This is a genomic window from Microcoleus sp. Pol12A5, assembly GCF_036701435.1.
In the GTDB taxonomy this organism is placed as follows: Bacteria; Cyanobacteriota; Cyanobacteriia; order Cyanobacteriales; family Microcoleaceae; genus Microcoleus.
Genome location: NZ_JAUBQU010000110.1, coordinates 1 through 20,242 on the forward strand (window position 1 = coordinate 1; position 20,242 = coordinate 20,242).

The window sequence follows — 20,242 nt, forward strand, 5'->3', positions numbered from 1 at the left end:
GATCGCGATCGATGTTTGGAAGCTGGCGCTTGTGGTTATTTGAGTAAGCCGCTGGATCTGAATTTGACGATCGCTACTGTCCGTTCTTTTCTGGGCTAACAATAATTATTTGCAGTTCCAGCACTGCCATTTAGGATAATTGATAACAACAAAGGTTAAACTCAAGAGTAGATAAATATGTATATGACTTGCCCGCACTTGCCTCCGAAAGCCGGTTCCTACGAAAAATATCGAGTTTAGTAACGAGAAATATACGCATCAACCAGTTTTCGAGCTTCTCCACGCGCAACTCCCGAGCTAAATTCAATATATTAGATCGTATTCCATGTCAAACAAGTCGCCCTGCATCATGTTGGTTGATGACGAGCCAGCTAATCTGATTTTACTGGAAGAGTTATTGCTCATGAAAGGATACGCTACAGTATCAGCGCTATCTGGTCATGAAGCGCTCTCCCTTGCCCGCGCCTCTCGACCCGATTTAATTTTACTAGATATTATGATGCCGGAGATGGACGGTTTTGATGTGTGCGAGATCCTGCGGAAGGATACGGCATTGCAAACTGTACCGGTGATTTTTTTAACTGCCCTCGATGACGATACCTCTCGCATCAAAGGGTTAGAAATGATGGCCGATGATTATTTAACAAAGCCTTTTAACAGTCGCTTGCTTCTGGCAAAAGTGGAAAATATTTTGCAGTTGAGTCAAATGCGATCGCAAGCTGTATCTTCCCAATTCAACCAGCAGGTAAAAGAGCAAAGCAAACGCCAAATCGCCGCAGCTTGGGAAGCAAACGAATATCTTTCAGAAAAATTTCAGCTATTTGTGCCAGAGCAAATTCTCGAGCGAATTGCGCCGCAAGGAATAGAATCTATTCAGTTGGGCAATGCCACAGAAGAAGAGCTGACTGTTTTATTCTGTGACATTCGCGGGTTTACTACGATCGCCGAATCTCAACAAGCTCGCGAGACTTTTGAATGGTTGAACGCTTTTTTTACTAAAATGAACGAGTGCATAACCTCTCACAGCGGGTTTATTGACAAATACCTAGGCGATGCAATCATGGCAGTATTTGACAAGCCCAATTCTCACGCCATGGATGCGATAGAAGCCGCAGTAGCAATGCAAGAAACTTTGCAAGAATTTAATGCCAGTCGCCACAAATACAATTTAGAATCTCCAGTCAATATTGGTACAGGAATTAACACAGGTATCGGCATGATCGGCACTTTAGGTTCCGATCGCCGCATGGACTCTACAGTCATCGGCGATGTGGTAAATACAGCTTCTCGGTTAGAAAATTTAACTAAAATATACGGTTGCCAAATTATTGTTAGCGAAAATGCCATTGTTCATGCGAGAGAATTTCTAAATGGCATAAGTTCCAACTCCCACTCAAAAGAAAGTCTATTATTAAAGTGCGACTTAGAAGGGGAAACACAGGAGAGTATTATTTCTACTTTTGGGGCGACTGCTGCTGACAGCCATTTGCCCAGCAACAATTATTACTATCGCTGGATCGATCGAGTCACGCCGCGCGGCAAGCAGGGAGCTATTGAAATCTACGAAATCTGGAGTGCCTCCTGTCCCGACTCGGAGGCAAAGCAGCTTACCCAGGGTTTATTTGACAAAGGAATTAAAGGATGGCAATCCGAAAGATTTGTCGCCGCCTTGGGATATTTTCAGCAACTAATCGAACAAAACCCTGCTGATACAGTCGTCCGTTTTTATATAAATCGCTGCCAGGAAAAACTAGGTTTTATACCTGCGAGTAGCACTTCATAAAGATTTAACTTTTAGGGCGGGCTGGCGTGCCCAGCCCACAATAGTTTAGACCTATTGCAAAAGTTGCTAACTATCCTGCATTGCATCTACGTTGCGTCTGTGCTTTCCCTATTAATGAAAGATTTATGCAATAAGTCTACTCTAATTGGAGTTAGCATCAAACAGCAGTCAAAACTTGCTCTCTCAACTTCTCGATCAACTCATTCACACCTCCAGCATTCAAACGGTAACTCAGAGGATGACCGATCAAATAAGCTGAACTTTCAAACAAAACATCAATTTCCACCAAACCATTTTCTCGCAAAGTTTTGCCAGTCGAAACCAAATCCACAATAGCCTCAGACATACCCGTAATCGGCCCCAACTCCACAGAACCGTAAAGCGGCACAATTTCCACCGGCAAATTCAAATTGTGAAAATATTCTCTTGCACAGTGTACGAACTTAGAAGCAACTCTACCGTGAGGAGGCAAATCCACCGTTCGTCGGTAAGAACTAGATTCTTTCACTGCCACCGACAGCCGACACTTGCCAAATTTTAAATCAATTAAATTGGCAACTTTCGGCTTTTTTTCCCGCAAAACATCATAGCCAGCAATTCCCAAATCTGCTTGACCGTATTCCACATAAACCGGTACGTCATGCGTCCTTACTAGCAAAGCTTTGGCAGTGCCTGTAGGGTCATAAATTTGAAGTTGTCGGTTAGAGGAATCGAGAAAAGCACTGAAGTCTAATCCAACCGATTTAAACAGCCGAATGCTATCTCCTAACAATCCGCCTTTGGGAAGTGCAACAGTAATCATGTCAATTTTTAGAGGGTAAATTTCTTAATTTGGAAAGGGGGCGATCGCGGCATAAGCAGAAACAGCTTTTACCAAACTCAGAATAACACATAGAGTTCAGAGCGAAAAATAAATTTCGGGTATTGCTCGATCCATTGTTTGAGGATATATTATATTTAGTAATTTTTTATTGAGTCAATTTTTTAAACGGCGGTCGGTATGGAAAACCATCAAGAATTTGACGAAAATTTTCACAGTGTAGACCCGGATTCCCTGAAAAAGATTACAGTAGATGAAATCCTCTCAGGCGGTGGTGTAGAGCGGGAGGAAATGGACTATACAGTAGCTGTACCGAGCGCTAACCAGGCTAGCGTTCCCAGGGACAGAGGCTTCTCGCTCCATGTGCAATCAAGCGTGTTCGATCGCGCCCCCCGATCGCAGTTTGCAGAAAAACGCGGAACGGTGGGAGGCTGTTAATGTAAAATGCTTGCAGAGGCTGGTGCAGAAAACGGGCAGAGCGCCCGTTAGCGAAGCCCTCGAAGAGGATCGTCATTGTGTATCACGCCTTTGTGTATTCAAGTCTAAAAATTAGAATTTAACTGGCGATTGCAAATAGCTGAAAGCTAAACTATGACGAAATTGACTCTGGTAATCGGCAACAAAAATTATTCCTCTTGGTCGCTGCGCGCTTGGCTGGCGATGAAACAAGCTGGACTGGAATTTGCCGAGGTGAGAATCCCCTTAGACTGGCCGACAACCAATGAAGAAATTCGGCGCTATTCTCCCTCGGGAAAAGTGCCAGTTTTAATCGACGGCGACTTAAAAGTGTGGGAATCTTTAGCAATTTGCGAATACGTTGCAGATCGCTTTGCAAATGATTTGTGGCCGACAGATGTAGCGGAACGGGCGATCGCCCGTTCCATTGCCGCCGAAATGCACGCGGGGTTCCAAAATTTGCGCGAAAATATGCCGATGGACTGCCGCAACCGCTATCCGGGAGAAGGGATGACTGCCGGTGTCGAAGCAGATATCGATCGCATCTTTACCATTTGGCGCGAATGCCGCCAAAAATTCGGGACAGGTGGCAATATGCTGTTCGGAAAATTCACAATTGTTGACGCTATGTTTGCCCCCGTTGTCATGCGTTTTGTCACCTACGGAGTCAAATTAGATTCAGTAGCAAAAGCTTATGCAGATGCGATTTTGGCCTTGCCTGCCATCGAGGAATGGATAGCAGCAGCTTGCAGCGAAACGGAAAGTATTCCACACATTAAAATCTAGGAAAAATCAGTTTACTTAACCTAAAATCTCAAATCTCAAATTTGAAATCAGGATGCGGATTCTTTTAGTTGATGATGAAGTTGAGTTAACTGACCCTTTGAGTCGAGTCTTAACCCGCGAAGGTTATACAGTTGATGTGGCATTTGACGGAGCAAGTGGCAGCAATTTAGCAATGCAGGGAAATTACGATTTGCTAATTTTGGATTGGATGCTGCCGAGACAAACCGGACTGGCAATTTGCCAGAAGTTGCGATCGCAAGGAAGGAGTACGCCAGTGCTATTTCTCACCGCCAAAGATACCGTAGACGATCGCGTACAAGGACTCGACGCCGGTGCAGACGACTATTTAGTCAAACCTTTTGAACTGCGAGAACTGCTAGCCAGAGTCCGCGCATTGCTGCGGCGGCCTCCTACTTTTGATGCCGAGGTTGCTGTCGGACGGCTGCAAGTTGCAGATTTACAGCTAGACTACGACAATCAATTAGCTTATCGGGGCGATCGCACAATTGATTTATCAGAAAAAGAATGTCAGTTATTAGAATACTTAATGCGCCACCCCGGTCAATTGCTAACACACGAACAAATACACCAGTATTTATGGACTGAAACCGAAAAACCCAGCAGCAATGTATTAGCCGCTCAAATTCGCCTGCTGCGGCGCAAAATAGAAGCACCGGGTGAATCTGTGCTAATCCAAACAGTCTACGGCAGAGGCTATCGCTTTGGAGAAGCAAATTAAAAATAATAGACATTGTACAAAAAACCTTCTTGCTTCTTCCCTCTTCCTTCTCCCTGACATCCATTACATCTTGTACAGTGCTCGTTGCCGAACTTCCTTCTTCTTTTTTCCCTCTGCTATATTATCTATTATCGGGAAAGTGTGCACCCTAAACCCGCCCTTACATATCTTGACAAACCAAAGTAATTACGGTCACCTCCGGGGGACAAAATAGCCTTCCCGGCGAATAAGTTCCCAAACCCCGATTCACGTACAGCAAATTACTCCCAACCTGATGCAAACCGCTAGCCCATTCCCAGTGAGTAACTACTCGATCGCAAGCCGAAAGATAAGGAATGAACTTTCGGATTCGTTTAGGAATCAAATAGCCAATTTTTCTCACCCAAGCGTACAAAGGGCCGATACCAGGAATAACTATTTGACCGCCGTGAGTGTGCCCAGACAACTGTAAATCAATCCGCCAATTTTGCAGCTTTTCAGCAGTATCAGGATTGTGAGACAATACAATCCGAGAAATGGCGGGATTTATTGATGCCATTACAGGTTTAGGCGCAAAATCGCCCGACCAAAAATCTGCTAGCCCAACTAAAGCCAATTGGGGCCCCAAGGGATAGATTGCTTCGTTGTACAAAACCCGAATCCCGACGCTATTTAAAGCATTAGCAACCTCTTTCTTTGCTCCCGGCCAATAGTGGTCGTGATTGCCCAAAACCGCGTAAATTCCCACCCGACTGTGCAAGTTTTTCAATCGCTCCACTAAGGTGTAAATAGGTGCGGGATCGTAGGTAATAAAGTCACCGGTTAAAAAAATCATGTCGGGTTCAGCTTCATTAGCTGCAGCAATCGCCTTTTCTAGCAACCATTCCGACAGCCGAACCCCGTCATAGTGAAAGTCAGTAAGCTGTACAATTTTAGTACCGGATAGATTTGCTGGAAGATTAGCGATTGGTATTGTTAAATACTCTATTCGCAGTTTCCCAGTTAATAACCTGTGCATAAATCTAAGGTTTATTGATGACAGAGCGCCACCTCTAGCTTAGCAAATAAACAGGCAAGACTGCAAAAGTAGATATTCTTCCCTTTTCCCCCTGTCATCAGACTAATGACTAATAATTGCTGACTAATGACTACAATTATAGATGCAAAAAGTGGTATTAAGTCAAGAGAATTGAAACCTAAATCCCCAATCTTTCTTTAGGATTTATTGCAAAATTGTTGGGTCTTACGTCCCCAACTACTACAGCATTTTTATAATATTATGACTTGCGTAACAATCTGTTTAAAACGCTATCAATCCTCCTCAGACTCGCATTCCAAAACCGAATCTATATTCTTTTAGCAATTGTCCAATCTGAAATTTATCTCGCATATCGCATAGGCTTACAAGGGGTGATTGCCCCTAGCAAACACTATCTCATCACTAATGATTTATTACTGAGTAGGTGGAAATAAACATGGCTTGGGGGAGACTGGGTTTTGCATTAATAATAAACTGTCGCTCGTTTATATTATTGCCTTAGCCGCCCGTAAAATCTTTTATTTGGGGTCGCGTCTGCCTACTTTTTAACTAATAAAATTTGACAAATTTCGCTTCTTCTCAATATATTGCTGGTGGTAATCCTCTGCCATATAAAATTCAGCAGCAGGTTTGATTTCGGTGGCAATATCTTTGTCGTATTTACCGGAAGTTTGCAATTTTTTTTTGGAGGCGCGAGCGGCTTTTTCTTGTTCCCAATTGTGATAAAAAATTACAGACCTGTACTGTTCGCCTCTGTCGGGGCCTTGGCGATTGATTTGGGTAGGATCGTGACAGTTCCAAAATACATCTAGCAGTGCTTCGTAACTCACCTGCGATCGATCGTACTCTACCAGCACAGATTCAGCGTGACCCGTGACTCTGGCGCAAACATCCAGGTAGCACGGGTTCGGCCAGTGACCTCCGGTGTAGCCCGCAGCAGTCGAGACTACACCCACAACGGCGCGAAACTTGTGTTCAACTCCCCAAAAACAACCTGCTGCAAATGTGGCTTTTTCCATCGTGTTACTCATCGTATTGCGCTCAAACTCGGCACTAGGTTATGCTTGACATATTCCCATTAGCGTGCATTCCCAAACCAATCGCGGTTGTACGTAGTTTAGCAAATATTGTCGTGCTTTTTCCAAGGGCTCTAAGGGCGATCGACTAATTCTCCCTGCCAAAAATTGTTGCCAGTAACAGTGCTGTAAATAATCGATTAACCACAACTGAGATTCAGTATCTAAAGTTTTATCAATTTCCTTGGCCAATTCCAAAGCAGACCCCAGATTTTGAGGTAACTGCTTCACCTTTTGCAGCAAATCCTCTGGCATTGATTGCAGTTGCTGCCAAATAGCAATTGCCTCCCCAGGACTGCCCTGAGCCATCCCCAGTACCTCCGGACGATCCAAAATCTCCGCGAATCCGGCTTGCTGCAAAACTTGTGCCATTGCTTGGGTATTCAGCCGAGAAAACTGGATTTTTTGACAGCGGGAAATCAAAGTTGGCAGCAAAGCTTCCACTGTCGGAGCAATTAAAATTAGCGCTGCTTTTCCCGGTTCTTCCAATGTTTTCAGCAAGCCGTTAGCGGCTCCCTCACCCATTGTTTCTGCTTGTTCCAAAACTACGACTGAACGCCCAGCTTCTAGCGGTGGTCGGCTGAGAAATTCACCGATTTCTCGAACTTGTTCTAAGCGAATTTGTGGCGGTGCTTTCCGCTTTAAACCGGCTTCCTCTGCTTCCTTTGGCGTAAGCCGTTTACCTTGGTTCATGTAAGTTGGTTCTACCCAGAGCAAGTCTGGATGATTTCGCTGCCTCACGCGATTTTGCACGGAGGCTATTAATCGGGTTTCGGCAAGATTGGCTGAGAATAAAAGCTCGATGAAAGACTGAGCAGCTAAACTTTTGCCGATGCCGTTAGAGCCGACAAATAAATAACCAGGAGCAATTCGGTTTCGCTCGACTGCTTGTGTTAGCAATTCTACTGGTCGCTCTTGTCCGATTAATGATGTGAAATAATTCATGTTTGCGGAAGAAGGAAGTTCGGCAACGTATTATGTAAGGGATGTAACGGATATCAGGAAGAAGGATGAAGGAATAAAATCTAGGGTGTCACCAATTAAGAACATCTTAAGCGTCGGTGGTGGTTGCTATAATACAAAAAGGTTATTTTGGTTTAATGGACGGCTCAATAATTGTTTTGAGTTAACAATGTTAAGTTGTAAGTTCCTGGAGCAGGGTACGGCATTGTAGTGTTTCTAGATATGATGTAACCCTAATTTTCAGAAGAGGTATTATTTAAATATCCCCAAGCTTCTAACCTGCGAGTTACAATAGTTTGGATTTCCTGAGCGACTTCATATTCAGGGCGATCGGCATTTATCCGGACAATTCGAGATTTATTTTCCTCGGCTAACTCCGCAAAACCTTGCTGCACAAGGCGGTGAAACTTCAAATCAGCTTGCTCGATCCGATCGCACCCTCCCCGATCCCTTACCCTCGCCAAACCCATCTCCACATTAATATCGAGCCACAAAGTCAGATCGCTTTCCAAGCCGCCGGTGGCAATTTCATTCAACTGCTTAATTAAATTTAACTTAAGACCGCGGCCGTAGCCCTGATAAGCAATCGTAGAGTCAGTAAAGCGATCGCATAAAACAATCGTTCCCTTCGATAACTCGGGTTTGAGAAAAGTTTCAACGTGCTGAGCGCGATCGGCAGCATACATCATTAATTCTGCTCGATCGCATACCAATTCTCCCGAATCTTGTTTTAGCAGCAAATGTCGCAGTCCCCTTCCCAACTCAGTACCCCCCGGTTCGCGAGTCGCCACCAACCGGACTGTCAGAAAGCAACTTGCTTGCAACCAATCTATCAGCCGCTGCATTTGCGTAGTTTTACCCGCACCTTCAACCCCCTCAAACACGATAAGTTTGCCCTTCATTGCCCTAACTTCCCACCGGAATAAAATAAATCCATATTGTTCTGTTCATCTCTTCTAGGTTCGGTATGATAATAAAGTCTAAATGCCTCACGGCTGGAGTTGTCTATGGCTCGCTATACTGGTTTTTTTATCGTTGCCGTTCCGATCGACCGTCTCCGTCAGTCCCTGATTGAAATTTTAGAGTCATGCAATCTTGATATTATCTACAATACAGGAGATTCCGTCATGGCTCGCGAGCTTCCCGGTCAAGTTTCCATTGCCAAACTTGTCACCGCAGAAGTCCTAATTGAGAAAAACACGGCTAGCGACTCAGAGGTTCGCATGAACTTCGTGATTAAAAACGAGGAACTGCCCCTGCAAACCAACAACCACTGCCGTCAAATGTTCGAGCTAGTTAGTCGTTCAATTATGAACAACAATAACTGGCGACTCTTGGAAAGTATGGCACTGTAGCCATCAGTCATTAGTCCTCACTCATTAGTCATTAGTCATTAGTTGGTGGCTAATGACCAATGACCTCTGACTTTTATATGCAATCCCTAAATTTAAGTTCTAAATCCCCGGCGCAAAAACAAAGAATTTGTAACCACGCTAACAGAACTAAACGCCATAAATGCTCCGGCCGCCGCAGGACTTAGTAGAATTCCGGTTGCAGGCAGCAAAAGACCCGCTGCAACCGGAATTCCCAGAGTATTGTAACCAAAAGCCCAAAATAAATTTTGGCGAATCTTATTAAAAGTAGCGCGCCCCAGCTCGATCGACTCAACAACATCCATCAAAGCATTTCGCATCAGCACAATTTGAGCAGTCTCAACTGCGACATCAGTGCCGCAGTGCAAACCGATACCGACATCAGCTTGAGCCAAAGCCGGCGCGTCATTGATACCATCCCCCACCACAGCCACTTTACAGCCTTGGGCTTGCAAAGCCGCGATCGCCCTCGCCTTCCCCTCCGGCCGCACCTCGGCCAAAACATCAGCCGTCGCCAAATCTAGCTGCTGCGCCGTCGTCGCCGCCGCAGACGCCGTATCCCCCGTCAGCATCATCACCCGCAATCCCATGCCCCGCAAACGTTCCACCGCCGCCTTAGCATCCGGCCTCAGAGTATCTTTTAGCCCGATTACCCCCAGCAAAACGCCCCCAGAAGCCACGTAAACCGCCGTTTTGCCTTGCAAAGACCCCGACAATTCCGTCGCCACAGCGACCCCCTGCTTCTTCATCCACTCAGCATTCCCCGCGAACACCCGCCGGCCCTCCACCACAGCAGAAACCCCGAAACCAGGTTCCGTGCAGAAATCCTCAGCAGCTAGCAGTGGCAAACCTTGCTGTTGAGCTTCCAGCAAAATCGCTGCGGCGATGGGATGAGAAGCGCCCCTTTCCACCGCCGCCGCAATTTGCAGCAGTTTTGAGTCAATTGTGGAACAGGCATCTTGGCTGTTACCAGAAACTCCCTCAATTGTGGAACAGGCATCTTGGCTGTTACCAGAAACTCCCTCAATTGTGGAACAAACATCTTGTTTGTTACCAACATTAATATCTGAGTTCAAATCCCACTCCGAATTCTGGAAAATCGGCAAATAATCTGTGAGTGTGAGATTTCCGGTTGTCAGAGTGCCCGTCTTGTCAAAAACCACCGTATCTAATTGATGCACCCGTTCTAAAACATCACCACCGCGAATTAAAAGTCCGCGCTCCGCCCCGATGCCAGAACCGACTAAAATTGCAGTTGGGGTAGCCAGTCCCAAAGCGCAAGGACAAGCAATGACTAAAACGGCGATCGCCAATTTCAAACTTAAGAGCAAAGGCGATTGATAATGGATAATTGGCAATTCATTTCCCATATTCATTGCCCCGTGTCCCATATCCATCGCCCCGTGTCCTAAAAGCACAGAAGGCCAAATATGAGTCCCGGCAAAATACCAAAATAGGAAAGTTAAAACCGATATCGCCATTACCCCATAGACAAAATATCCCGCGACAGTATCAGCTAAATTTTGAATCGGCGCTTTGCGAGTTTGGGCTGCCTGCACCAAAGCCACCATTTGAGCTACAGTTGTTTCCTTACCGGTGCGAGTTGCGCGCATTACAATTGCCCCGGATTTATTGATAGTTCCCGCCGCAACTGTATCTCCTGGCTGCTTCAAAACCGGCAGCGATTCACCAGTCAGCATCGACTCATCTATGGTTGTTTTACCTTCGCAAATTTCGCCGTCTACGGGTATTTTTTCTCCGGGCAAAACTTGCAGCCATTCTCCGACTCGGACGCGATCGGCGGGAATTTCTATGTATTGTGGATCGTAGACCTCTGATGTCGAGTTTAAAGGCAATTCTTGCGATCGCAAATCTAAACTCGAAAGTTTAAAATCAACTAAGCGGGCTTTTGCCGGTTGCAATGCGATTAAAGCTTGTAAAGCTGATGCAGCGCGGCGTCTGGCTTGCTGTTCGAGAGTTTTGCCCAACAAAATAAAGCCAAGCAGCATCACCGGTTCGTCAAAAAAACATTCCCATCCCATCCGTGGAAACAGCAGCGCCGCGTTGCTAGCGGTGTAAGCTGTGACAGCGCCTAAAGCTACCAAAGTATTCATATTGGGTGCATTTCGCCACAAACTGCGGCACCCGTCAACAATAATCGAACGGCCCGGTAGCAGCAAAGCTAGGGTGGCGAGTCCCCAGTGAAACCAAATATTGCTGAGAATTGGGGCTTTTGTGCCGAGTACGTGACCTAAACCGGATAAAATAATTAGGATTAGGGCGATCGTCAATTGCTTGATTTGCTGTCGAATTTCTTGCTGTCGCCGTTCAATTGTTGCCGCTTCTGCTTCCCGCTGATTTTCACCTAAACGAGACTGAGAGGGAAATCCATTATCAGTCAACTTTTTCGCTAAAGCCTCTGCATCGACAGTCCCCGGTTGACACTCAACCGTGGCAACTTCTACGGCTAAGTTAACGCAAGCTGAAATTACGCCTGAATATTGCATGAGTTGGCGTTCCACAGCTTTCGCGCAGCCGGCACATTTCATCCCGCCGACATCGAAAGTAACAAGTTCTGGCGGTGATTCTTTAACTGATATGATTTCTGGTTGAATTTCGGGGATTGTTTTGGGTAGAAATTGCATGGTTTTTTGGTATTGATTAGAATATTTAGCCACTTCAGAAAGGGTTTAATGCACTGTTTAGACAAATGTCTATATATTTATCATAAATAAAGATTGTGGCATCTTCCCAAAGTGTTAGTTTTTTTTAATTCTTATTAGTTGCAGGCGGTTAAATCCGCAGTCGGGGAGGGGTTTCAACTACTGTAGGACGGCGAGTTTAATGCTAAGACACACTTGGGACACGGCATTGCCGTTTCGCTATTTGATATAATGAGCCAATTGCCTAGTTAGTATCCAGCTTTTATTTGACGAATTTAGCTATGACAGAAACACCAAAATTTTATATTGTCAAACGTCCTGCGGGTAATTGCGAAATTTTGCCGTTGGCGGAGCCCTCGCAGAGGATCGCGCAACTTGAAGAACAAAACCCCAGTATTATTGAAAAGTGGGGCCCTTACGATTCTGCCGAAGATGCCATCGCCCGCCGCATCGGATTAATTCGCGCCGGCAAATGCCAACCGCAATGACGAATTACTATTACTTTCCTCCGCATCGCGAAAGCTAACGCGATCTCAAATCTGTTAGCATCGGAATTCTTGATATCTCTCTTGTCATCATCTGCGTGAATCAGCGTCAATCCATTATCATCTGCAGTGAATAAATTATCTTTTTTAACCGCAGATGAAGGCAGATGCAACACAGATTAACGCAGATGAATTAGATCAATGCCGGTGGCACCGTCCGGGATTGTTGACTGTTGACGGAATTTTACGCCCGACGATGCCACCGGACTTGAGATGACCGAAAGCATCCAGGATACAAGCCCCCGGATTCATCCGTCCAGAAATAAAAAACCTGTATCCGATGAAACTTGTGTCCCGAATTTATCCCTGGGGTCAATGCTTCAATCTAAAATCTAAAATCTAAAATCGATTGACTCGCAATGACGGATTGCAAAAAATAGCGAAGCATTCGAGTTTAAAATCTGGGCTTTTAGCCGTAAATCTTCCCCCGAATGCTTTTTTTAACTGAAACCCTACACAGGTTTTCTACCTAGATTTAGAAGGTGCTGCACTCGGTTTTGCTTGCGCCGCATTCGGTTTAGGGGGCGCTGCATTCGGTTTCGACTCCGCCTTATTGTTCCCTGTTTTACCAGTAACTTGCTGTGTCAAAACTTCCATAGCTTTCGCGTACTGGGGATCGGCCGTCGTAGCAATTTTATCGCGATCGCGCCTCAATTCCTGTTTTTGAGCGTCGGTGAGTTCTACCTTAAAATCCGGTTCAATCCCGGCGTGGTTGATATCAGTGCCGTTGGGAGTAAAATACTTGGCAATTGTCACCGCCAAACCGGCACCATTTCCCACGCCGCGTACTGACTGAACTAAACCTTTACCAAACGTCTTTGTTCCCACCAAAACCGCGCGTTTGTTGTCTTGCAAAGCACCGGATAGAATCTCGCTAGCACTTGCGGAACCGCCGTCTACCAGCACAACTAGCGGTTTGTCTGTGAGCTCTGCCTTGTTTGCCGTTTGTTTATCGGCTTCACCGACTCGATCGACCGTTGAGACGATCGTACCTTCTTTGAGCCACATCCGAGCAATTTCAATACTTCCGTACAGCAACCCGCCGGGATTGGAACGCAAGTCTAAAATATAGCCCGTTACCTTTTTCTGTTCCAACTCCTTAATTGCCGATCGCATTTCCGATGCAGCATTCGCACTGAACTGATTTAAGCGAATATAGCCGACTTCTCCGATGGGAGTTTTCTGCACCGACTGCCGCACAGGATGAATTTCAATTTTAGCGCGTTTCAGCTTAAATTCTAATTCCTTGCTTCCCCGCAAAATTGTCAGCGTCACTTCAGTATTCACCTGGCCGCGAATCAAACTTACCGCTTGATTCGTATCCATGCCTTCGGTGCTCTTGCCGTCAATCTTAGTAATAATATCTTTTGCCAGAATACCAGCAGTAAAAGCAGGGGTATCTTCGATCGGCGAAATCACCACCAACTTTTTGGTTTCCTCATCTTGAGTCAACTGAATCCCAACTCCTGTCAGTTCCCCAGAAGTGTCAACCTGCATATTTCTGAACTCTTGAGGGTCCATAAACCGCGTATAAGGATCGTCCAGCTTCTTCAGCATTTCCCGAATTGCTTTGTAAGCTTCCTCGTCGCTGGTATAAGTCCGGTTCAAATAATCATTCCGCACCGCTTTCCAGTCAACCTGGTTAAAAGTGCCATCTACATAACTTTTGTCAATAATTTGCCAAACTTCATCAACCAACTCTTTAGGGCTTCCCCGAAAAGAAGCCAGAGATTTAGAACTGCAACCAGTGTTCGCAAGAGTTACAGCAGTGAGTACCACTGCTGCTGCACTTAGAACAAGCCCTCGTTTTGTTATAACCATTTGTCTGACGCGCGGGAGGAAAAGAGTTCAGAATAATTACGCTCAATCTAACACAGGCAAGGCCGGCTCGCGTTTGGCGTACATATATTATTCCACTTTGCCGAGTTCTGCGGTGTCAACTTAAGACTGAAACCCTCTATCTCTTTCGTTTGTATCAAAGTCTCGATCCCCCTAAATCCCCCTTAAGAAGGGGGACTTAGAGCGTTATTGTCCCCCCTTAACAAGGACTTTGAGCGCTCTTGTCCCCCCCTTACTAAGGGGGGTTAGGGGGGATCTCCGGGTTTAAAAACACGCATTAGGGACAATCCTCTCCGAGGGCTGCGCTAACGACAGCTATTAAGGATCGACCCAGCGATCGTCCGATTTAATCAAGTCAATCAATTCTGCCACGCCTCGGTCTTCCGGCACTTTCTTAATTTCTTCCCGGCCCCGGTACAACGAAATATAACCCGGTTGCTTCCCGACGTAGCCGTAATCAGCATCAGCCATTTCTCCCGGACCATTGACAATACAGCCCATTACTGCTATATCCAAACCCGTGAGATGCTTCGTCGCCTCTCTCACTTTGTGTAACACTTCCTCTAAATTAAACAAAGTGCGACCGCAGGAAGGACAAGCGACATACTCAACCATCGTTTTCCGCAGTCCCAAGGCTTGCAGAATGCTGTAGCAAACGGGAATCTCCTTTTCTGGGGCCTCTGTCAGCGAGACGCGGATGGTGTCGCCGATGCCGTCAGCTAACAAAGGTGCCAGGCCTGCGGTGGATTTGATGCGGCCGTATTCGCCGTCTCCAGCTTCCGTGACGCCGAGATGCAGCGGGTAATCCATGCCGAGTTCGTCCATCCGGTGCACCATCAAGCGGTAAGCAGCCACCATCACGGGCGCGCGGGAGGCTTTCAGGGAAAGTACGATATTTCGGAAGTCGAGGGATTCGCAAATTTTGATGAATTCCAGGGCCGATTCCACCATGCCTTCGGGGGTGTCGCCATAGGTAAAAAGCATCCGTTCGGCGAGGGAACCGTGATTGACGCCGATTCGCAAAGCTTTGCCTTGGTCGCGCAGGGAAATCACCAGAGGTTCCAGGGTTTCGCGGATTTTTTCGCCAATTTCCGCGAATTCGGCGTCGGTGTATTCGGTTCTGTCGGCTTTCGGCTTCTCGAACACGTAAAGTCCCGGATTGATTCTCACTTTGTCTACGTGTTTCGCCACTTCCAGGGCAATTTTCATACCGTTGTGGTGGACATCGGCCACGAGGGGCACGGGTTGATAGGTGGCGTGCAGTTTTTGCTTGATTTCGGCTAAAGCTTTGGCGTGGGCCATGCTGGGCACGGTGACGCGGACGATTTCGCAGCCAATCTCGTGCAAGCGCCGAATTCCGGCGACTGAACCGTCGATGTCGAGGGTGTCTTCGTTAATCATCGACTGTACGACGACGGGGTTGCCGCCGCCGATGGTGACGCTACCGACTTTGACGGGCCGGGTTTTGCGGCGTTTGATGGTGGTGTCGAAAATCGGTTGGCTAGATGCGGTTTTAGTGGGGTTCGGCAGAGTTTGCATAACTGGTTGGTAGAGTTTTGTTACTAAGGTCTATAAAAATGTGTCTGCTGTTTTTCAGGTTGCCATAGAAAGGGTCTGTTTGGACAAAGAGGTTTTACGATTTATGATTCTTAATGAGATTGCTGCGAATTTGTCGATCGAATTATGTCGGAAAAGGGCGATCGAACTAAAAGCCAACCATCACCGGGAAGGCTAACTGAAGTTGGGCTGGTGGAACTAAACCCAACCTAAAAAATACAGTTAAAATACAGGCTATGCCGAGATTAAAATTAATATTGGTTGGCGGTGAGGAGAATGGTTTGGACACCGGGGCAGGGGTTAAATGGCGATCGGTATATTATTGAACGCAAGTTAGGTGAGGGCGGCTTTGGCATCACCTACCTAGCGCAGAAGGCGCAAAACAGGCAGCCGGTTGTCATCAAAACGCTGAAAGATGAATTATTGAGCGATCCAGATTTTGCCCGGTATCGGGAAAGATTCCTGCAAGAGGCACTACTGCTATCTTTGTGCAGGCATCCAAATATTGTGCAAATAGACACCTATTTCATTGACGGTGATTTGCCTTGTATTGCGATGGAATATGTGGCAGGAGAAGATTTGTGGAAATGGGTGGAAAGGCGCGGTATTTTGTCAGAAACTGAAGCTTTAAATTACATCCGCAAAGCAGGAGAAGCCGTAATAGTAGTTCACGAAAAAGGTTTATTACATCGGGATATCAAGCCACCAAACATTATGGTGCGTGACAATCAAGATGCTGTTTTGATTGATTTTGGTTTGGCACGGGGTTTTATTCCAGATCGCACTCAGCAAATGACTTTTGGATTAACACATGGTTTTGCGCCTCCCGAACAGTACGGAGAAAGTGGCAGATTTGCTGAGTACACAGATGTTTATGCTCTGGCGGCAACGCTATACTATCTGCTAACGAGAACACCGCCAACTGCTGCATTTATGAGGGCTTTAAATCATCCTTTAAGGCCGCCGTTTGAGATTAATCCTAATATTAGCGATGCGGTGCATCAGGCAATTATGAAAGGGATGGAAATGGATGTGACAAATCGGCCTCACTCAGTGCAACAATGGTTGGCTATGCTTCCACAAGCCACCATGTCACAACCTGTAAAATTGATTTCAGCAAAAGGAGTCGATTATCGTCAACTCGATCGGCTATTGGCTAGCGAAGAATGGAAAGAGGCGGATCTGGAAACGGTAAAAAAAATGCTGGAAGTAGCGGATAGAACAAGTGAAGGCTGGCTGAGGGATGAAGATATCGATCGATTCCCCTGTGAAGACTTACGAACGATTGACCAACTTTGGGTAAAATACAGTAATCAGCGCTTCGGCTTTTCGGTGCAGAAGCGCATTTATCAAAGTCTGGGGGGAACCAGGGAATTTGATAGTAAAATATGGGAAGCATTCCTAGATAGGTTAGGTTGGCGTGTGAATAGTAACGGGTTGGATTATAGAGATCTCAAATTCAACACCAAAGCACCAGAAGGTCACCTCCCAGGCCGAGGACGTAAGGGGTTAGCTTGTGGCTTGTTAAGTCTCTTCTCTCGCGTCGAGACTTGTAGAGTTTAACATCTAAAGGTTTCAGAACTTTGTTAACTACGGATAGATTAAAGCCACTTGAATAAAATGATAGAAAAAGGTGCAATAAGTGGCAGACCCTTCAATCCCTCGAAAGCTGGCGGAAAGATTCTCAACTTATCTTATCAAAATGTTAAAATTACTGATAAAGGCGTTGCCTTAGTTGAAGCTCATGTTCGCAGATTTAATCCCGTTGGTGAAGCTGAGCTAAGAATGGTTGAAAGGTTAAGAGGTATCACCACCCAAACCCTTGTAGCTGAGCCTGTTGATTTACGCTTTTATACTCACGAGTTACGCGAGTATCTCAGGTATAAAAAGCTTGGCTACCCAACTGGACAACCCGCTGACCCGGATGAGGCTTATGAACTTTGGAACAATGCTCACACAGCTACTCTGGAAGATTATAAATTAAAAGAAGGATTCGGCGTTTTATTTCATCCGAGCGTAGAGGAATTTTGATGAAAAACCTAACTCAATTAACCCAGCTTGAATTAGTGCTGCTGGAATTAGTAGCTAAAGGTCAAGGAAAGTGGAGTTGGTACGAACTCGCGAGTGCACTTTCCCGTAGAGATGTACCGCGAGAACCTGACATGATGGTTGTCTTAAAAAAACTGGCTGTTGATGGCTTGGTTAAACGATATGTAGAAACAAATTCGCCTCGCGACAGATGGGAATTGACGCCAGAAGGGTCTATGGTGTTGGCAAACCCAAAAGCAGATAGTCAAAGCAGAATTACAATTTATTTAATTCCCCTCCGGAAATCAGAAAGCAAATCTTTTGCTTATGTTGCCCGAGGTACCCAGATGCCTAGCAACAGGAACAACAATCGAGATTTAATTCCCATCGGGAAATCCGAAAGCAATTCTTCTGCTTATTTTACCAGAGAGCGCCTCATGCCTAGGAACAGGAACAACAATCGAGGAAGTCGAACAGCAAATTAAAGCAGCAATAGTTTTTCATTTAGAAGAGTTGCGTCAATCTGGTTCGTCTATTCCTGAAGCCAGGACTTTATGCAAATATGTTGAGGTTTAATGTAATTAAAACTATCAATTAGTATGTGGATGGTGTTGTAGAAGTTATTGCAGGCAAGATTCGATCGCACTTTCCCATCATCCATCAAAAATCAAGGCGCGATCGCACTTCACTCCAGAAATCTCTCTCGCGGATGATGCGATCGCCCCTCCTCCCCAGCAAAACTAAAAAATGTACTTGCAACTCTCTTCACAGGCTAGGGTTCAGCAGTTAAAGCATCTGAGGTTTTCTATTGGACGATCGCACAAACTCACCAGCCACCGCTGTTAACAACCGCCGACCTCTCATTATCGCAGGAATTCTCCTCGGTATCGGTCAATCCGGCTTTTTTGACGGCATTGTGCTGCACCAACTCCTCCAGTGGCACCATATGTTTAGCAGCGTTAAAACCGATGCTACCGTTGCCGGTCTAGAATTAAATACCCTCGGAGATGGATTGTTTCACGCTGCGGATTGGTTGATAACAGTGGCGGGAATCTTCTGTTTGTGGAGTGCTGTGAAGCGCAAAGATGTTCCTTTGTCAACTCCTACTTTTTTGGGTTCAATATTAATTGGTGCTGGATTGTTTGACTTTGTTGAAGGCATTGTTGACCATCAAATTTTGGGAATCCACCACGTCAAACCAGGTATCAACGAGTTAGCTTGGGATTTAGGATTTCTCGCTCTGGGTCTTATTTTAGCGCTGTTAGGTTGGACTCTGGTACAGAGTGAAGTTCCCGCAGATACTAAAGTTTAAATGAATGCAGAGATTGAGAATTCTACTAAATCCCCGTTAAAAATCCGCGATGAGGCTCGACCGTTTCAACCGTTGAGTCTCTTTTTAACTCATCAGTTCATCCAGCATCCGACTCCAACCAGACAATCAAATCCTATTGACTCCTAAAATCCAAAAAAGCTTCTCGCAAATCATCTAACTGTTCCGCAGATAATCCCTGGATGCGAGTTTGAACTTCCAGTTTAACATCACCCACCCGCCGCACGATCGGACGCATAATTAATCCTCTTTCCCCCTCAATTTTACCCTGTTCGATTCCTTGGTGGCGGCGTTGAGTACCTGAAGTTCCACAACCACGGTTTTGTTGCCGACAATCTTGGCTTTGACATCCAGGTAAGTGTCTTTCAATCCTGTAACGCTTCCTGCTGAATAAAGGTCAATGATTTCTATTTCTTGGATGGTTGGTTCTCCGCTATACAGCATTGCATTTAGGAAGCTGATTAAAATTTCTGGATGTCCGGAAGATCAAAATATTCTTTTGTATGCAAAGTCTGCTTTGGGGCTGATGAAACGCATCTTGTAGAAGGAAGAAGGAAAATGCAATATTTTAGGGATTTTTAGGTTGGTAGTTGCGCTTTACCACCCTTAGCGCAACTACGAAGTTTTTCAATTATCAGCCTGTGGCTTGAGTAGTAGCTGCCGGCGACATAACTAGCTTTCCAGTTATATCCATCGTCGCAAGCTTCAGCACTTCATTAAAAGCTAAACCCCGAATTTTGAGTTCCCACCGAATGCCTTTTGCTTTCATTCGCTTGGCTTTCCGCATATCGACATCAGCAGCTTTTTGATGCAAGAGCAAATATTTCATTGCTGCTGTAGCTTCTACTTTTGTGGGAAATGCAATATAGGTGATAAATCCGCCGTCCCAGTGATTGGCATTGCGGACACTGCTGATAGTCGCAACTCTCGGACTAAAGCGGTTCCAGTAAAAGTCGCTGTAGCCGATCGACTCTGTTTTTACTTGGAGTTTGTTTGCCATTTGACTTAACTCCTATAACCTTGTGTGCGGGGTTGGCAGCAGGGCTTTAATTCTGCTATTTATATTATAGCATTCGGAAGTGGTAATTGGGAGCGAATGCTGGCTGTTATTTTACCTCCCAGACTGCTTCTGTCAATTCGGAAAAGTAAAATATCCCCAATCCCTTTAGTTCTTTTTTGTCTCGAATACCTGGGGGGGTGACAAAGATAGCTAGGAACTAGACCGGATGAGAGTTGCGGCCCTCATCCCCCGTTGATAAAAACAGC

General features: G+C 45.7%; 22 protein-coding genes. 11 read left to right on the forward strand and 11 right to left on the reverse strand.

Going from position 1 to position 20,242, the window contains the following annotated elements; translation table 11 throughout:
• The first annotated feature begins 325 nt into the window (after positions 1-325).
• Positions 326-1,783, forward strand: coding sequence for a response regulator (locus QUA45_RS22505; RefSeq protein ID WP_333222164.1), 1,458 nt, complete (start codon positions 326-328; stop codon positions 1,781-1,783).
• Positions 1,784-1,940: 157 nt separating this feature from the next.
• Here the strand turns inward: QUA45_RS22505 and hisG are convergent, their stop codons facing one another.
• Complete coding sequence (gene hisG / locus QUA45_RS22510) at positions 1,941-2,585, reverse strand: ATP phosphoribosyltransferase (RefSeq protein WP_333099495.1); 645 nt, start codon at positions 2,583-2,585, stop codon at positions 1,941-1,943.
• A 198-nt stretch (positions 2,586-2,783) separates the two neighbouring features.
• Here hisG and QUA45_RS22515 point away from each other — a divergent pair, with 198 nt between their 5' ends.
• The 3 genes from QUA45_RS22515 (at position 2,784) to rppA (ending at position 4,584) form a co-directional block, all read left to right on the forward strand.
• On the forward strand, positions 2,784-3,041 hold the full coding sequence (locus QUA45_RS22515; protein ID WP_333066637.1) for a hypothetical protein: 258 nt from the start codon (positions 2,784-2,786) through the stop codon (positions 3,039-3,041).
• Between the two features lie 153 nt (positions 3,042-3,194).
• Positions 3,195-3,845 carry a glutathione S-transferase family protein gene (locus tag QUA45_RS22520; protein WP_333099497.1) on the forward strand — a complete coding sequence of 217 codons (651 nt, stop codon included), beginning with the start codon at positions 3,195-3,197 and terminating at the stop codon, positions 3,843-3,845.
• 52 nt (positions 3,846-3,897) lie between these two features.
• Positions 3,898-4,584 (forward strand): two-component system response regulator RppA, encoded by a 687-nt coding sequence (gene rppA / locus QUA45_RS22525; protein WP_333099498.1) that lies wholly within the window; start codon positions 3,898-3,900, stop codon positions 4,582-4,584.
• A 160-nt stretch (positions 4,585-4,744) separates the two neighbouring features.
• Here rppA and QUA45_RS22530 read toward each other — a convergent pair whose 3' ends face one another.
• From QUA45_RS22530 to tmk, 4 genes are all read right to left on the reverse strand, one after another.
• Positions 4,745-5,581 carry a metallophosphoesterase gene (locus QUA45_RS22530; RefSeq protein ID WP_333076545.1) on the reverse strand — a complete coding sequence of 279 codons (837 nt, stop codon included), beginning with the start codon at positions 5,579-5,581 and terminating at the stop codon, positions 4,745-4,747.
• 566 nt (positions 5,582-6,147) lie between these two features.
• Positions 6,148-6,633 carry a peptide-methionine (S)-S-oxide reductase MsrA gene (msrA, locus tag QUA45_RS22535; protein WP_445305341.1) on the reverse strand — a complete coding sequence of 162 codons (486 nt, stop codon included), beginning with the start codon at positions 6,631-6,633 and terminating at the stop codon, positions 6,148-6,150.
• Positions 6,634-6,660: 27 nt separating this feature from the next.
• A complete protein-coding gene (locus QUA45_RS22540; protein ID WP_333099502.1) occupies positions 6,661-7,623 on the reverse strand; it encodes a DNA polymerase III subunit delta' in 963 nt (320 codons plus the stop codon).
• Positions 7,624-7,874: 251 nt separating this feature from the next.
• On the reverse strand, positions 7,875-8,543 hold the full coding sequence (gene tmk, locus QUA45_RS22545; RefSeq protein WP_333099504.1) for a dTMP kinase: 669 nt from the start codon (positions 8,541-8,543) through the stop codon (positions 7,875-7,877).
• 105 nt (positions 8,544-8,648) lie between these two features.
• Between tmk and QUA45_RS22550 the strand changes: the two genes are divergently transcribed.
• Complete coding sequence (locus tag QUA45_RS22550; protein ID WP_190659999.1) at positions 8,649-8,996, forward strand: hypothetical protein; 348 nt, start codon at positions 8,649-8,651, stop codon at positions 8,994-8,996.
• 92 nt (positions 8,997-9,088) lie between these two features.
• On the opposite strand, the gene QUA45_RS22555 is transcribed toward QUA45_RS22550, so the two are convergent.
• Positions 9,089-11,659, reverse strand: a complete 2,571-nt coding sequence (locus tag QUA45_RS22555; protein ID WP_333222165.1) for a heavy metal translocating P-type ATPase — start codon at positions 11,657-11,659, stop codon at positions 9,089-9,091.
• A gap of 299 nt (positions 11,660-11,958) precedes the next feature.
• Between QUA45_RS22555 and QUA45_RS22560 the strand changes: the two genes are divergently transcribed.
• On the forward strand, positions 11,959-12,165 hold the full coding sequence (locus QUA45_RS22560) for a DDE transposase family protein (protein WP_190733905.1): 207 nt from the start codon (positions 11,959-11,961) through the stop codon (positions 12,163-12,165).
• A 522-nt stretch (positions 12,166-12,687) separates the two neighbouring features.
• Here the strand turns inward: QUA45_RS22560 and ctpC are convergent.
• Both ctpC and ispG read right to left on the reverse strand, forming a co-directional pair.
• Positions 12,688-14,043 carry a carboxyl-terminal processing protease CtpC gene (gene ctpC / locus QUA45_RS22565; protein WP_333099508.1) on the reverse strand — a complete coding sequence of 452 codons (1,356 nt, stop codon included), beginning with the start codon at positions 14,041-14,043 and terminating at the stop codon, positions 12,688-12,690.
• A gap of 336 nt (positions 14,044-14,379) precedes the next feature.
• Positions 14,380-15,600, reverse strand: a complete 1,221-nt coding sequence (gene ispG, locus QUA45_RS22570; RefSeq protein ID WP_015174611.1) for a (E)-4-hydroxy-3-methylbut-2-enyl-diphosphate synthase — start codon at positions 15,598-15,600, stop codon at positions 14,380-14,382.
• Between the two features lie 294 nt (positions 15,601-15,894).
• On the opposite strand from ispG, the gene QUA45_RS22575 reads away from it, so the two are divergent.
• From QUA45_RS22575 to QUA45_RS22595, 5 genes are all read left to right on the forward strand, one after another.
• Entirely contained in the window at positions 15,895-17,181 is a 1,287-nt protein-coding gene (locus QUA45_RS22575) for a serine/threonine-protein kinase (RefSeq protein WP_333222166.1), read from the forward strand.
• 57 nt (positions 17,182-17,238) lie between these two features.
• Complete coding sequence (locus tag QUA45_RS22580; RefSeq protein ID WP_333099511.1) at positions 17,239-17,649, forward strand: hypothetical protein; 411 nt, start codon at positions 17,239-17,241, stop codon at positions 17,647-17,649.
• On the forward strand, positions 17,649-18,131 hold the full coding sequence (locus tag QUA45_RS22585; protein ID WP_333222167.1) for a hypothetical protein: 483 nt from the start codon (positions 17,649-17,651) through the stop codon (positions 18,129-18,131). Before QUA45_RS22580 ends, QUA45_RS22585 begins: the two co-directional genes overlap by 1 nt.
• A gap of 116 nt (positions 18,132-18,247) precedes the next feature.
• Entirely contained in the window at positions 18,248-18,436 is a 189-nt protein-coding gene (locus QUA45_RS22590) for a hypothetical protein (protein ID WP_333099513.1), read from the forward strand.
• An 18-nt stretch (positions 18,437-18,454) separates the two neighbouring features.
• The gene (locus tag QUA45_RS22595) at positions 18,455-18,958 is read left to right on the forward strand and encodes a DUF2243 domain-containing protein (RefSeq protein WP_333099515.1); all 504 of its coding nucleotides are present in this window, start codon (positions 18,455-18,457) and stop codon (positions 18,956-18,958) included.
• A gap of 133 nt (positions 18,959-19,091) precedes the next feature.
• Here the strand turns inward: QUA45_RS22595 and QUA45_RS22600 are convergent, their stop codons facing one another.
• The 3 genes from QUA45_RS22600 to QUA45_RS22610 all read right to left on the reverse strand — a co-directional run bounded on the left by QUA45_RS22600 (position 19,092) and on the right by QUA45_RS22610 (position 19,976).
• Positions 19,092-19,214 (reverse strand): DUF4351 domain-containing protein, encoded by a 123-nt coding sequence (locus QUA45_RS22600; protein WP_333099516.1) that lies wholly within the window; start codon positions 19,212-19,214, stop codon positions 19,092-19,094.
• 2 nt (positions 19,215-19,216) lie between these two features.
• Positions 19,217-19,420, reverse strand: a complete 204-nt coding sequence (locus QUA45_RS22605; RefSeq protein WP_333099517.1) for a hypothetical protein — start codon at positions 19,418-19,420, stop codon at positions 19,217-19,219.
• Between the two features lie 190 nt (positions 19,421-19,610).
• Entirely contained in the window at positions 19,611-19,976 is a 366-nt protein-coding gene (locus QUA45_RS22610; RefSeq protein WP_333099518.1) for a hypothetical protein, read from the reverse strand.
• Positions 19,977-20,242: the final 266 nt, after the last annotated feature.